Origin of the sequence: Acinetobacter sp. ANC 4654 (assembly GCF_002135425.1) — a bacterium.
Lineage (GTDB): Bacteria > Pseudomonadota > Gammaproteobacteria > Pseudomonadales > Moraxellaceae > Acinetobacter > Acinetobacter kyonggiensis.
In genome coordinates, this window is record NZ_NEGL01000002.1 from 375634 (window position 1) to 390104 (window position 14471).

General features: G+C 38.1%; 15 protein-coding genes and 2 tRNA genes. 7 read left to right on the top strand and 10 right to left on the bottom strand.

All coding sequences use genetic code 11. The annotated features are described in order from the left end of the window. Nucleotides 1–23 precede the first annotated feature (23 nt). Together B9T24_RS05725 and B9T24_RS05730 are read right to left on the bottom strand one after the other, a co-directional pair. Nucleotides 24–416, bottom strand: coding sequence for a SirB2 family protein (locus B9T24_RS05725; protein ID WP_086164892.1), 393 nt, complete (start codon nucleotides 414–416; stop codon nucleotides 24–26). Between the two features lie 13 nt (nucleotides 417–429). Then, nucleotides 430–741, bottom strand: coding sequence for a BolA family protein (locus B9T24_RS05730; protein WP_086164893.1), 312 nt, complete (start codon nucleotides 739–741; stop codon nucleotides 430–432). 234 nt (nucleotides 742–975) lie between these two features. On the opposite strand from B9T24_RS05730, the gene B9T24_RS05735 reads away from it, so the two are divergent. Then, nucleotides 976–1051, top strand: a tRNA-Gly gene (locus B9T24_RS05735). A 40-nt stretch (nucleotides 1052–1091) separates the two neighbouring features. Then, nucleotides 1092–1167: transfer RNA gene (locus B9T24_RS05740), tRNA-Gly, on the top strand. Nucleotides 1168–1432: 265 nt separating this feature from the next. Here B9T24_RS05740 and B9T24_RS05745 read toward each other — a convergent pair. From B9T24_RS05745 to B9T24_RS05775, 7 genes are all read right to left on the bottom strand, one after another. Then, nucleotides 1433–2017, bottom strand: coding sequence for a TerD family protein (locus tag B9T24_RS05745; protein ID WP_086164894.1), 585 nt, complete (start codon nucleotides 2015–2017; stop codon nucleotides 1433–1435). A 12-nt stretch (nucleotides 2018–2029) separates the two neighbouring features. Then, on the bottom strand, nucleotides 2030–2752 hold the full coding sequence (locus B9T24_RS05750) for a TIGR00266 family protein (protein ID WP_086164895.1): 723 nt from the start codon (nucleotides 2750–2752) through the stop codon (nucleotides 2030–2032). A gap of 9 nt (nucleotides 2753–2761) precedes the next feature. Next, nucleotides 2762–4048, bottom strand: a complete 1287-nt coding sequence (locus tag B9T24_RS05755; RefSeq protein WP_086164896.1) for a vWA domain-containing protein — start codon at nucleotides 4046–4048, stop codon at nucleotides 2762–2764. 109 nt (nucleotides 4049–4157) lie between these two features. After that, complete coding sequence (locus B9T24_RS05760; RefSeq protein WP_086164897.1) at nucleotides 4158–4736, bottom strand: TerD family protein; 579 nt, start codon at nucleotides 4734–4736, stop codon at nucleotides 4158–4160. A gap of 21 nt (nucleotides 4737–4757) precedes the next feature. Continuing rightward, the gene (locus tag B9T24_RS05765) at nucleotides 4758–5828 is read right to left on the bottom strand and encodes a DUF475 domain-containing protein (RefSeq protein WP_086164898.1); all 1071 of its coding nucleotides are present in this window, start codon (nucleotides 5826–5828) and stop codon (nucleotides 4758–4760) included. A gap of 20 nt (nucleotides 5829–5848) precedes the next feature. Continuing rightward, nucleotides 5849–6424: a TerD family protein gene (locus B9T24_RS05770; protein ID WP_086164899.1), complete on the bottom strand. Its 576-nt coding sequence runs from the start codon at nucleotides 6422–6424 to the stop codon at nucleotides 5849–5851. A 43-nt stretch (nucleotides 6425–6467) separates the two neighbouring features. Continuing rightward, the gene (locus B9T24_RS05775) at nucleotides 6468–7652 is read right to left on the bottom strand and encodes a TerD family protein (protein WP_086164900.1); all 1185 of its coding nucleotides are present in this window, start codon (nucleotides 7650–7652) and stop codon (nucleotides 6468–6470) included. A 294-nt stretch (nucleotides 7653–7946) separates the two neighbouring features. On the opposite strand from B9T24_RS05775, the gene B9T24_RS05780 reads away from it, so the two are divergent. The 5 genes from B9T24_RS05780 to B9T24_RS05800 are packed head-to-tail and all read left to right on the top strand — an operon-like array spanning nucleotide 7947 to nucleotide 12935. Continuing rightward, the gene (locus B9T24_RS05780) at nucleotides 7947–8963 is read left to right on the top strand and encodes an ATP-grasp domain-containing protein (protein WP_086164901.1); all 1017 of its coding nucleotides are present in this window, start codon (nucleotides 7947–7949) and stop codon (nucleotides 8961–8963) included. After that, nucleotides 8960–10084, top strand: coding sequence for a phosphoribosyltransferase domain-containing protein (locus B9T24_RS05785; RefSeq protein ID WP_228145690.1), 1125 nt, complete (start codon nucleotides 8960–8962; stop codon nucleotides 10082–10084). The genes B9T24_RS05780 and B9T24_RS05785 overlap by 4 nt, the downstream gene beginning before the upstream one ends. Further along, nucleotides 10074–10853 (top strand): HAD family hydrolase, encoded by a 780-nt coding sequence (locus B9T24_RS05790; RefSeq protein ID WP_086164902.1) that lies wholly within the window; start codon nucleotides 10074–10076, stop codon nucleotides 10851–10853. The genes B9T24_RS05785 and B9T24_RS05790 overlap by 11 nt, the downstream gene beginning before the upstream one ends. Beyond that, nucleotides 10846–12006 (top strand): cysteine protease StiP domain-containing protein, encoded by a 1161-nt coding sequence (locus B9T24_RS05795; RefSeq protein WP_086164903.1) that lies wholly within the window; start codon nucleotides 10846–10848, stop codon nucleotides 12004–12006. Before B9T24_RS05790 ends, B9T24_RS05795 begins: the two co-directional genes overlap by 8 nt. Next, nucleotides 12003–12935: an HpcH/HpaI aldolase/citrate lyase family protein gene (locus tag B9T24_RS05800; protein ID WP_086164904.1), complete on the top strand. Its 933-nt coding sequence runs from the start codon at nucleotides 12003–12005 to the stop codon at nucleotides 12933–12935. Before B9T24_RS05795 ends, B9T24_RS05800 begins: the two co-directional genes overlap by 4 nt. A gap of 2 nt (nucleotides 12936–12937) precedes the next feature. Here B9T24_RS05800 and B9T24_RS05805 read toward each other — a convergent pair whose 3' ends face one another. After that, nucleotides 12938–14467 (bottom strand): helix-hairpin-helix domain-containing protein, encoded by a 1530-nt coding sequence (locus B9T24_RS05805; protein WP_086164905.1) that lies wholly within the window; start codon nucleotides 14465–14467, stop codon nucleotides 12938–12940. Between the last annotated feature and the right edge of the window lie 4 nt (nucleotides 14468–14471).

Sequence of the window (14471 nt, forward strand, 5' to 3'; positions counted from 1 at the left end):
GCATAAATAATAATGTCTAACAATTAGCCGAAATTAGGCTTTAGCATCACCAAACCGATTATCGCAATCAGTGCCACCACAGCAATGGCTAAGCCTGCACGACGTTGTAGCAATAAAATATGATCATCTTTTTTATAAGCTTTGATTAAAGATGAAAATAAGACCAGAAATAATACGACTTTGGCATAAAACCATGATTGCACCTCAAAGTTTTTAATAACTAAAGAGGTCAGACCCGTCAAAACAATTAAAGTCATTGAAAGATGTTGTAATGCCACAAAAAGTTTACGTGCTACAGGATTCGGTTGATTGCCCTGAACGCCTACAAATAAAGTAAAAGCGCGCGCAATAACCACACCAATCAGTAAGGTCACACTGATCATATGCACAATTTTAACCGTCAGCTGCATGTCCATTTTTCAATATTCCTTATTTAGATTTGGGTGCATGCGCACATTCAGGGCTAGCAGTCGCTTGACCTTGCCATTCCGAAGCAACAAAAGCATGAATCGCTAAAGCATGAATCGCTCCAGGACTGAGTAAGTCGCCTGCGGCAGCATAAATTTTTTGATGACGCTGTACCAAACGTAATCCTTCAAAAGCATCACTCACCACAACCACTTTAAAATGTGACTCTTTACCTGGGAAATAACCACCATGACCAGATGACTCATTCACCACTTCTAAATGGCTTGGTGACAAACTTTGTAATCGTTGAATTAATTGCTGTTCTAAATTCAAAATAATACTCCCAAAGGCTCTAGTTCTCGCTTCAGTATAACGTGTTCTGATTCAATCTTTTGCCTGTCGTTCCAGAATCATTCATCATTTTCCAGCTCAAATTTTTCTTACAGCTATCAACTTTGCTGATAAAACAACCCATTTTTAGAAAAATGGTTTTATTTTATGCAATTGATACAAGTTTTTTCACAAAACGATTGACCACATTTTTACATGCTGTATTATACACGGCATGCGGGAATAGCTCAGTTGGTAGAGCATAACCTTGCCAAGGTTGGGGTCGAGAGTTCGAGTCTCTTTTCCCGCTCCAAATTTTTTAGTGTAAGTTTTTATTAAAAACTGCTCAATAAGCGGGAATAGCTCAGTTGGTAGAGCATAACCTTGCCAAGGTTGGGGTCGAGAGTTCGAGTCTCTTTTCCCGCTCCAAATTCAAAAAAGGCCCTCATCGAAAGATGGGGGCTTTTTTTATGTTTAAATATATTTTCTATTTTTAAGTTAACCTATCTCATGCAGATTGATTCTTTCTTGGCACAATATAATTTACCTCAATTCTGCTTAAGCGAACGACTCTAAAACTTCAAATTTAATGGTTTCATCTTAAAAAAATTATAAAACAAAGTCATAGATACTTAAAAAGCCTGACAAACCAAGTTTTTGATTCATCAAGCCACTTTAACGAAATTAAACTACTTTATAAAATAGGTAAAATGGATGGAATCATATCCTGAATTGTTTTGCCATTACAGGTTTCGCCTAATGCAGACATTTTCCATGCACCATTGTGACGATAAACTTTAGCAATAATTAACGCGGTATAATTACCTTTTGCTGAAAGATTATATTTTGCAATTTCAACATTTGTGGTCGCATCAACTACACGGCAAAAAGCATTTTCAACTTTCTCGAAGGTCTGCCCACGAAAACTACTGATGGTAAATACAATTGATTTTACTTGGCTAGGAACTTGAGTCAGATCCACATGAATCGCCTCATCATCACCTGCGCCATCACCAGTACGATTGTCACCAGAATGTTTGATACTGCCATCACGACTCTGTAATTGACCGAACCAAATGCTATCTAAAGCTTTGTTATTCTCATCAAAAAGGATTGCAGAGGCATCGAGATCGATTGAGTCCCCACCGCCACCAAACATACCCAGTAAACCGCCTTTTTTTGCGACATCCCAACCTGCGCCAAGAAATATTTTAGTTAAAGATGAACCATCACCTTTCTCTAAAGAAATTTTTTGACCTTTAACTAAACTAATGCCCATTGATAATTCACCTCAGTTTGAATTTGAATGACCACGACCTAAAGCCGTAGCTAACCACTGTAAATAACTCGCACGATTACGTGAACACACAATCACTTTGCCATGCCCACGGAACTTAATCACTAAACCTTCACCACTGGTAAAGCTATTGACGATATTGCCAACAAAACCACCACTGCCTGAACTTGGAATGCCAATATTATAATTTAACGATGCATCCCAAGCGGTAACATGACCATTGTCGATGGTGACTTCACCTTGCTCTGGTGTAATATCCAGTTCGAGTAAAGTTCCACTACCAGAAATACACACTTTACCCTGCCCACTGGTTTCCATGACCACAAAACCGCCCGTGCCTCCAAACAATGCACCGCCTATATTACTTTGCACTTTTGCTTTGATCATGGTGTGTTCGGTTGCTGCAACAAAAGAGCCATCAGATAAAATATACTGTCGTTGACCCACATCCAGAATCTGCATATCACCATCCAAATTCGGTGATAATAGACACTCTCCTGCACCCTTCACGGCTTTAATTTGCTGTTGAAACAAAGACTCTCCAGAGGTAAATTTACGCATAAATGCTTGGAAAATTCCGCCACGTAATTTACCGCCAACCTCAAGATTCTGCTCAACCATAACCATGGCATCAGATTCACAATAGATTGCTTCACCTTGCTTCATACTGACATGTAAAAAAGGTTCTGGGCTGCCAACAAGATTAAATTCTGCCATTATATTTACCTATCCACTCACGATATTTTTATTTTTTGCTTCTGTTAACCATATCGGAAATTCTTGAAGTAAAAAATCGTATAACATTGATTCAGAAATACTTTTAATATTATCTATTTTAAAGAAATTACAATTATCTACCACTCGGCCTTCCATGGTATCTAATTTTTCTAACACACCGTAATTTCGCCCCCCAATACCTACAAATTGCCAAAATATAGGTTGTGATGATGCCTCTTGTAAAATTTTCTTAATTTTTCTCGCTTCAGAAACACCACCATCAGAAATAAAAACAATATAGACAGGTAAGTTTGATGAACTGTCTTTATTAAAATAAGCCAATACTTCTTCAAGAACGGCAGGCTCATTATTATAGCCAGCTCCCGCATTCCATTTTTTATAGCCTCCTTGTTCTGAAGCTATATAGTTATTTAAATTATCAAGACGCACATCATTTAAACGTAGTGCTTTTTCTGCAAATGCCCAGCACTCAAAACCCCCATCATCATCAAAATTCAAAGCCAAAGGCATAATTCGGTCTAGCACTTGTTGTACATCACCCGATTTATATTGTTGGTTCATTGAACCTGAATAATCGAGAACCAAAGCAACACGCGCTTTGATGCCCAACAAATTGTTTTTTTCTAAACTAATCAATGATTTTTTAGTAAGATCTAATAGATGTGGCGCCACATTTTCAATTTTATCTAAAATCACTTTTTTCTTTAAATCAAGTTTAGCAGCGGGATGGATAGGAGAAGAGATCTCTTCAGCAACCTCCCCACCAAAATAACCAACCAAAGCCTTTAATCCGCCATTAAAGCCTTGTCCGATAGCAGCCATTCGCCACAGATCATTTTTAAAGTAAATTTCAGTCAGCATGACTGCTTTTTCTTGGCTAAAATTTGATGGATTTAATTGGTAATTTGCCAAAACTTCGCCTTGCTGATTCACAAGGGAAATTTGACCACTTTCAATATTTTGCATCATGGCTTGATCATTCGCCACTGTTGCACAAATCACAAATCGTGGGGTCTGTGCTACGTTGATTTTACTTAAATCAAAAGTAAATAAATTCAAATTTTCTTGCTGACGATATTGCACTTCACCGTAAGGTGTCTGAGGTTGATTATAAAAGGTCATATAATCATCATGGAAAAGTTTATCGTTCTGTCCCACAGCAAAACTTGAGATATCTACATCAAATGATGCGTTAAAATACACACGTAAAGTAAATGTCGTATCATTTTCAATCAGTTGATTTAGCGCTATTTTTTGTCCAGAAACTAACTGCATTTTGATTCTCTAATTTAGTACTTGAAAATAATTCAATATAAATAGATCTATATCAATTAATTACTTTCAAGTACTAAAAGATGACTCTTTTAGTACTTCATTTACTTACTTAAACTGCAACACCATAACTTGCTGCTAAAGCGCCAAGGCCACCATTAAAGCCTTGACCGACTGCTTTGAATTTCCATTCACCATTGTGACGATATAATTCACCAAAAATCATCGCAACTTCAGTGCTACCATCTTCAGATAAATCAAAACGAGCCAATTCTTCTGCATTCGCATCTTGGTTAATCACACGGATATAGGCTTTATCAACCATACCGAAGTTTTGACCATTTTGCTGTCCTTCATGAATGGTCACAGCAAAGACAATTTTTACAACTTCTTGAGGAACCTTAGAAAGGTCTACAGAAATTGTTTCATCATCGCCCTCACCATCGCCAGTACGGTTATCGCCTTTATGGTTAACCGATCCGCATGGTGATGTTTTTTGATTGAAGAAAATAAATTCACCATCTAAACGAACTTTACCATCCTCACCTGTTAAGAATGCGACAGCATCTAGATCGAATGCTTTACCATCAGTTGCGCGTGGATTCCAACCTAAACCCAAGTCGACTTTATTCATTGTCGGAGCAGTTTTGGAAAGATTGATATTTCCGCCTTTTGATAAATTAATAGCCATTTTTGTTTCCTTAACTTTCGTTTATGAAGATTGTTGCTTTTTACTATATGAAATTGAAGAGATAACCGCCCAAACAATGAAGGCAACCCCCACCAATCCTGTAATAACCTCTGGAATATGTAGTCCTGTGCCGCTCGCCAGCATAATGAACGCAAGTGCACCAATTGCATAATGTGCACCATGTTCTAAATATACATAAGCATCAAGCGTACCTTTTTCAACAAGGTAAATGGTCATTGAACGGACAAACATCGCACCAATGGCAAGACCCAGCATAATAATTACCACATCACTGGTAATTGCAAAAGCACCGATTACACCATCGAAACTAAAAGAGGCATCTAATACTTCTAAATATAAGAAACCGCCAATACCACCTTTGACAATCGTACCTGTTGCAGTTGCGCCATTTGATTGCTCAGATTCATCATCGTTGCTACTGCCTTCTAATAGATGACCAATGACCTTCACCCCCACATAGACGACAATACCCCAAATTCCAGCCATCACTACCACCAAACGTGATGCATCAGGGATGTAGCTTGCGAGAATAAGTAGAACCACCAATGAAATGAAGACTGAAATCGCTTGAATATTGCCTAAATCGGCTAATCTGGATTCAAGCCAATGAAACCAATGTTCATCTTTTTCATCATCAAACAAGAAATTCAGAAATACCAACAATAAGAACATACCACCAAATGCTGCGATTTCAGCATGATGAGCCATCAGTTTTTCTGAATAAGACTTGGGATCATTTAACGCCAATTGAGCAACTTCAATCATGCTCATATCGGCTGTGACACCCACAATAAGCAAGGGAAAAATTAGTCGCATGCCAAATACAGCAACGATAATCCCCACTGTTAAAAACAGGGTACGCCAAAATTGGTTCCAATGTTTCAATACAGAGGCATTGACGACTGCATTATCAAAGGAGAGTGATACCTCCATGACCGCTAAAATTGCAGTAATAGCCAATACTTTGAACATTGCCATTAAGCCTGCTTGGGGACCATGGGTAAAACCCCAATAGGCTGAAATGGCCAAGCAGATAATGCTAAAGATTATCGAAAAACGGAAATGTTTCATTTTTCACCTAAAAATAGCGTTTAAATACTGATGCCATATTGACGGCACATGGCACTTAAACCACCGTTATAACCTTGGCCTACAGCTCTGAACTTCCATTCACCGTTATGACGATATAACTCGCCAAAAATCATCGCTGTTTCTGTCGAGTAATCTTCATTTAAGTCAAAACGTACAATTTCAACATTCGTTTGATCATTGACGACGCGAATAAACGCATTTTGCACTTGTCCAAAATTTTGACCACGGCTTTCTGCATCATGAATGGTGACGGTAATGGCAATTTTTTGAACTTCAGTAGGTACTTTAGCCAAATCAATTTTAACGGCTTCATCATCACCATCACCTGCACCCGTACGGTTATCGCCAGTATGTTCTACAGAACCTTCTGGAGAGCGCGTTTGGTTATAAAAAATAAAATCTGTTTCACCACGAACTTTGTCGTTTGCAGCCAATAAAAATGCCGAAGCATCCAAATCAAAATCTGCGCCATCAGTAGCCCGAGCATCCCAACCCAGCCCAATCAAGACTTGGTTGAGTGATGGATCTGTTTTACTTAAAGATAGATTTCCACCTTTATTTAATGAAATCGCCATAATTTTCCCTCTTCTTTATTACATGTAAATTAAATTGATACGGTTAATCTTTTGAGCCTTGAGTCCAACGGAAACCAAAGCGATAAAACTGATCTAAAAATTGTTGGTCTTTGAAATAACGGACTTCTCGATTGGCTTGAATTTCGCCATTTATATTTTTTAATTCTACAATTGCACAAGTCGTTAATTGATTACCTTCGGTTAAACGCACCTCAATTTCAGGTTGATCAGGAAGACGGATGGTTACTACGCCATCTGTTGCTGCCCATTGTGCTGCACCTTCATAAATATAAGCATAGATGACAATTCGCTCAATGCGATCCCATTGATTGCCATTAATATATAAATTTTCACCATTAATAGATGCGCCTGTACGGTCATCTGCATCTAATTTGATATAAGGGACTTGTTCAAAATGACCAAAGCGATTTCCAAGCGGTTGGACTAAATCAATACTGCCATCTTTAAGCTGCACCATTGCCCCTAAATCTAGGTCGATTGAATTAGAACGGGTTAATTTTTGGAAAAAGGATTCTGATTTAGCTGCGGATTTATTCCAGTTTAAATTCACCGAAATTTTGCCAAAACCTGCACCTTTTTTAGTTAAATTAATTCTAGAATTATTTTTATCTAACTTAATTTTTGACAAATTAAGACTCGACTTTGTTGGTGTTGGTGTTGGTGTTGGTAGAATGTTACTTTGAGTCTCTTCAATCACCACACCAAAGTTTTCAGCCAAAGGTTTCAAACCGCCATTAAAGCCTTGATTGATAAATCTAAATTTCCACTTATCGTTATGCTTATACACCTCAGCCAAAATTAAGGCTTTTTCAGTTTTGGCTTGAGTCTCTACGACTGCATTGGCGATCATTTGACTACCCGATAAAAGTTCCATCTGAATAGGAGCTATTCGACTAAAATTATTCGGTTCATTGAGCGTTGCACATAAGGTAACTTTTTGAATTTCTGGATCAAGCAATGCTGTATTAATTTTAAGTTGAGTTAAATAGGGATCATTTGAACTAGATTGAACTAAAACAACACTCTGATTCGGAGTTTGAGGCTGTCCATAGAAAATCATATCTTGGTCACCCCGCACTTTTTGCGTACTTTGTGCTAAAAGATATGCCGTAAGATCAAGCTCAATTTGTGTAGAAACACTTGTTTTTATGAGTATTTCAACAGTCTCAGAGACTAAACCAATATTCCCACCAGCAACAAGTTGCATAGACACCCTCTTAAGAGATCGTAATATTTTTTTAATTCATTAAATATATGAATTATTAATATAAAAATTGAGATTACTCGTCAAAAAACGAGTTAAATAAGCTTCTATTGTTTTAACATATTTTTTTTAAGCTCAATAGCAAAATTGAGTTTTTTAATCAATTTCTGCAATTGCATATTTGGCCTTATAAAATCATTGCGTCAACAGCATGAAAAATTATATATTCCTGACGCGGTATATATCAAAAGCACAAATTAATACTTGTTATTCAAGAAAATTGAGATCAAATCAACTGTGAAATCGCACTACAACATCTGGATTGCTGAAAGTTATTCCTGTCAAAATGACATTATTCAATTATTAAAACGCTCAAATTTAACTGCCCATCTGACAATTTTTTGTTCTCATAGTAAGCAACGCCCTGAACTAAAACTGCACGCAGATCATTTTTTTCAACAACCTCCCGTTGAAGACAGCGCAACTTGGCTTTTAGAACAATGTAAAGTGCACTCCATTCAACTGCTATTTTGTGGAAAACACAGTCAATTTATTGAAAAATTTCGTGAAGAATTTGCTCGGCATGATATTCAACTGGTGACAGGTGCCACTGGCATAGCGCAGCATGAAAACATGAACAATAAATTCCTATTTGGAGAAATTTGTGAAGCTTTAAACTTACCGAACATTCCTGCTGCAAAAGTGGATCATGTTGTTGGATTAAAGCAAGCAATTGCTGATTATCAAAAAAAATATTCACATATTTGTGCAAAACCTGTGTACGGCGTATATGGTTCTGGTTTTGTCCAACTGCGCAATGAAGTTTCATATTTTAAGCAATTTCAACTCAATACGCAGTGTAATACGCAACAATTTATAGAAGCCTATGCTCAATTAGATCAACCTATTGAATATTTAATTATGCCTTTTTTAACGGGACAAGAATGTTCTGTGGATATTGCCTGTAGCCATGGGCAAATTTTAGCCTTAGTGACTCGAATTAAATTTAAATTTTATCAGCAATGCTATATCGAGCATCCTTGTCATGAAATCTGCAAAATTCTGGTGCAACATTTCCAATGTGATGGATTGATCAATATTCAATTTAAGCAAGACGATCTGGGGGTATGGCATATTTTAGAAATTAACCCGCGTCCCGCAGGCGGTTTTGCCTATACACAACATACGGGTATTAATTTAATTGCAGAATTAATTGCTAAAAAATTGCAATTAACACTGCAACACACTGAACTGGTTCCCGTCGTTCAAGTTTTACCCATTACACAAAGTATAAAAATGGATTGTAAGCATTGATAAAACATATTGATTTAAGTCGTGGTCGTATTAGTGTGACTGTGAATCAGCATCATCCACAATGGAAATTGGATGATCTGCTCAGTTTTGCAGAAAGAATTAATCCCAAACGTGCATTTTTATTTGTTTCTAAAGTTCTTGGAAAACATATCCCTGTTGCACCGTCGACTATGCAAAGAAGTTATCAAGACCTTGCTGCAATCGTTCCTAAAGATCTGCCCTACCCCATTAGTGTGATTGGTATGGCAGAGACCGCAGTGGGTTTAGGGGCAGGTGTTTATCGCGAACTCAAACAAGATTTTGGGCAAAATGCCCTCTTTTTAACCACCACGCGGCATCCGGTTGAAACATTGCCTACGCTAGGTTTGTTTTTAGAAGAACATAGCCATGCACAAGATCAATTTATTTTATCTAGCCATGATCCGCTTAAGCATCAACATATTATTGCATCAAAAACGCTCATTTTAATTGATGATGAAATTTCAACAGGAAAGACCTTTAGAAATTTAATCTTGAGCCTGAAAAAATCGGGTTTACAACAGGTAGAACGGATTATTTTGGTGACTTTGGTCAATTGGGCGGAACAACATTTAGTCACTGATGACTTAGGGATTCCTGTTGAAGTGGTGTCATTATTACATGGTCATTGGCAGTGGCAGCCAAACCAACAACCTATTGACATTGACATGCCCGATGTGAGTTCAACCCAACAGCAAGCACAAAAAATTATTGCCCCTCATGATTGGGGACGCGAACCGACCTTTCTCAATTGTAGCGCTTGGCAAAATATTCAACCACCTCTGCCTCATGAAAAAATCTTGGTCTTAGGTTCAGGGGAGTTTAGCTGGATTCCATTTCTGATTGCCGAGCAATTAGAGCAGCAAGGGGCTGAAGTTTATTACAGCTCAACCACACGCTCTCCCATCAAGCAAGGTCATGCCGTTGAAAGTATTTGTTCATTTAAAGACAATTACGGACTGAATATTAATAACTATGCCTATAACGTTAAACATCAACAGTTTGATCGAGTTTTATTGGTCATTGAAACAGCACAGAATAGCGTTGACCCTCTCCTGTTTGAACAAATAAAGAATTTGGAAATTATTAGTTATGAATCCTAAGCCGTTAATTTTTGTTGACTTAGATGACACGCTGTTTCAAACAAATCGTAAAAGTACCCCGACACCACTACATAAAATTGCCACACTAGATCAATTTGGCGAGCCGCTGTCTTATATGCTTCCCAAACAGCAAATTTTTGTAAATTGGCTGTTGGCATCCGCAGATGTTATTCCTGTGACTGCACGCTCAGTTGCAGGCTTGCAGCGCGTACATCTTCCTTTTCTGCATGGTGCGGTATGTTCACATGGTGGAACTATTTTAGCGGCAGATCAACAGGTTGATCAGGAATGGCTTGAAATCCAGCACAAGGCGGCAGCTGAACTGGATGAGTTACTGAGTAATTTACCAGCGCTATTGCTCGATTATGCCAAACCATTTGGTTCAATTCGGACGTGGACGATGCAAGAAAATGGTGGGAAAATTTATACCGTTGCCAAGCAAAATGATCCTGCACCTTTATTTCTGCACCAAATGATTGAACACTTACCTGCTGAAGTACTTGAACACTGCTATGTCCATATCAATGGCAATAATTTAGCCATTCTTCCCAAATTTGTGTCTAAACAAAAAGCGGTTGAGTTTTTTATCAATAAATATGACCCAAATCGCGAACGTGCCATTTTAGGTTGGGGCGACAGTTTGTCTGATGCAGGCTTTTTAGGCTGCTGTGATTGGTTTGGTATGCCTAAAAATAGTCAGCTCGATAAGTTTTTAATCCAAAATTTAGTACAAGATCATCATGCAAAAGGATATTTAGGACATGTATAAAAACCATGCGTTAGCATCTAGTCTTAAAACACTGGGTTTCCATGGCTCTTATCGACCTGAAGATGTGACCTTTTTGCTCAATATTGATGAAATAGACCCGACACCAGTCGCTGAAAAAGAATACCTGATTCAATCAGGTAAAAAACATTACTCCCAAATGATTAGTGTTGAGCATCCGCCTACAGATGAGCAAATGCGACATTTCGAATACGCTTTTGAGCAAGGTGCTGAACGTCTGGCTAATGATGTGCAAAAGATTGGCAACTCATTGCTGAGCCGATTTAAAAATCAACCAATTATTTTGGTTAGCTTAGTGCGGGCAGGTGTTCCTTTAGGGGTACTACTGAAACACTATATTGAAAAACATCAGCAGTGCGTACATTACGGTATTAGTATTATTCGTGATCGCGGCATCGACTTTGCCGCCTTACATACCATTATTGAGCAACATGGCGCGGAAAATATTGTTTTTGTCGATGGCTGGACGGGTAAAGGCGCAATTTGTCGAGAATTGACCCAAAATTTAGCAGATTATCCAGCATTGTTTGATGCTGGATGGGAAATTCCACGCCTTGTCACCTTAGCCGATTTAGGTGGCTATTCATGGTTAAGTGCCAGCTGTGAGGATTGGCTAATTCCGTTTGGTATTCTAGGATCTGTGATTTCCGGTTTAATCTCACGGACGATTTTAAAAGACACCATCGATTTCGATCTGGCAAAAAGAAATTGCTCCGATCCAAATAATTGGCATAGCTGTTTAGTTTATCAACATCTGGCTCAGCATGATATTTCCGTCGAGTTTATAGACAAAATTTTAAATCTTATTCAGCAGAATCCGCATAGCGATTTGGCAGATTGGAATAATCACATTCGACTCAAACAACAAAAAATTTGTTTAGACACGATTGATTGGATTTCTGACACCTATATGATTAAAAATATTAATCATATTAAACCCAGCATTGCAGAAGCCACACGTGCTGTATTAAGACGCATTCCTGAAAAAATATTAATCCGTGATCCTTCCAATCCGCATGTACAATTGCTACTCCATTTTGCCAAAGAACAGAATATTCCCGTAGATATTTTAGGTGCCCAATTAGGTCCATATCATGCAGTGACTCTGATAAAAAAAGTCGAGAAAAATAAATGAAACAACTGCAACATGCGATTGAACTGGGTGCAACCATGTACATTCCTGCAACCCATGAGCAATTATGGAACGTTACTGAAGGCATTAAATTTCCAATACTAAAATCGATTGCGGTCTGTTTAGAAGATGCCGTGTTGGAAAAAGATGTACAAACTGCAATGGTCAACTTAAAGCACTTATTACAAAAGCGCTTAGAGCAACCAAACTTAAAAGCACCTGCGCTCTTTATTCGCCCTAGAAATATTGAAATGGCGAAACACATTGTCGATTGGGACTTAAATCACACCTACAGTGGCATGATTTTACCCAAGTTTACGCTGCACGATCTAAAACAGTGGATGGACGTGCTACCGCCCAACATTAACCTGATGCCAACGCTTGAAACCAAAGAAATTTTTGATATGGGGCATAATATGGAGCTTAATCAAGCACTCAAATATGACTTTCATAAAACCCTCTGTCTAAGAATTGGCGGTAATGATCTGTTGTCCTGTTTGCATTTACGCCGCCCTAAAAACAGCACAATTTACCAAACGCCAGTGGGCATGTTAATTTCACAATTGGCAGGCTTATTTATTCCATCTGGCTTTCAACTCAGTTCACCAGTCTGTGAACATATTGACCATACGCAATTGCTGATGGATGAATTATGCCAAGATATGAATAACGGCATTTATACCAAAACGGCCATTCATCCCTCGCAAATTGAATATATTCATCGCGCCTTTCAAATCAATAGCGAAGAATTTCATGAAGCAGAGCAAATTTTATCGAAAGATGCTAAAAGTGTATTTAAAAGCCACGGCTCCATGTTAGAACCAGCGACCCATCGTAATTGGGCAGAAATGATTTTATTACGCTATAAAACTTTTGGTTTATGTAAGTCTCAACCATCTATCCAAGATAAATTCATGCTCAATACATTTTAACGCTAAGCTTCAACCATCTGTACGACAGCCAAACGGCCACCCTCTTGTTTTGAAAGTAAAATTTGAACGCCATTTTTGAGTTCAATTTTACCTCCAATCGGGATCACCGTTTTGGTTGTCACATCCGTCAAATCTGTAAGACCCTCATTGACTAACCACCAACGCTCATTATGCAAGACAAAATACCCTTTACGTGTCGTTTGTTCTGATGTTAAACGCTCATTGGGTGCAATCATATTATTGGCATGCCATGCAAATAAAGACTGTCCTGTCCAAACCATTAAACGATGATTATCGGGTCTATAATTCCCTTGTTGACGTGCTGAATAAAGATTCAAAATCGGTAATTTACCGATAAAAGCGGTATTACAAAATGGGCATTTTGGCTGAGTTGTGTTATCAAATACATACCATTTTTGACTACATGCTGGATTGTGACAGGGTTGGATTAAATCGACCGTTTTAACCAAGGCTGTTTCCCAATCATTGGCAGATGGACGTTTACTTGGCTCATGTAAACCCTCAATAAAACTCTTGTTAAATAATTCTGTTAAATAGGGTCCAGTGACTTGATATGAAATTTGACTGGGATCAGCCCAAGGCAATTGTGATGATTTCAGTTGATTAGACTTCACCTGATTACTATGATCCGTTGGGTGTTCAACAAATAATGCTTTTTCCCCCATGCCAATATTTTCATCTTTTTGTGGATCATCCATATCATGAATTTTGCCACCGCGCAGTGGATGTCTGTATAACAAATACATATAGATCAGCACAGCTAAAGCATGTTTATCCGTTGCAATACTGGGCAAAAACCGCTTTGGATCCTGTTTAGATAAATGATTGGTCATCACCACTTCAGGTGCAATAAAATCAGGTGTACCCACAACATCAGGCGGATATTTCCCCGGAACGACTAAACCATCTACATCAATCACACAAGCGCTGCCTGTAACGGGATCAATCAGTACATTTTTATAAGATAAATCCGAATGTGCTAGACCAGCAGCATGCATTCGACGTACAGCCCGTGAAATTAAAATACCGATTTTCAGGTAATTCAGCCAACTTCCCTTTTCGCGCTCATCTAAAAAGCGGTTTTGGTTATTGGCACTCGCAAACCACTTACCTTCTTTTTCCTTTCCTTTGATTTTTAAAAAATCGTTATTTTTTGAACCATAAGCAAAAAAGTAATATTTCTTATAAGTAGGCGCGGTAATTCCTAACAAATCATTGTACTCAATGAGTCCATCAGGCCAACAAAAGATATTTTTCCAATAATCGCCACCGACACCATTAAAAATACCATTCCATTTATTGCCCACAATTTCTTTTAAGCGATCTTTTTGCTGTTCTAATGCTGCTTTTGATTCATAAAATTTATTTTTTTCTTTACTGAAAAAGCACACCACATAACTACGGTCAGGGGAAAAATAAACATCTTTCATTGCACCTGAAGCAATCACTTCATCAACAAATTCAATTGCTCGACCATCTACAGTGTTGCACTTAATAATCTTTGCAGACATATGT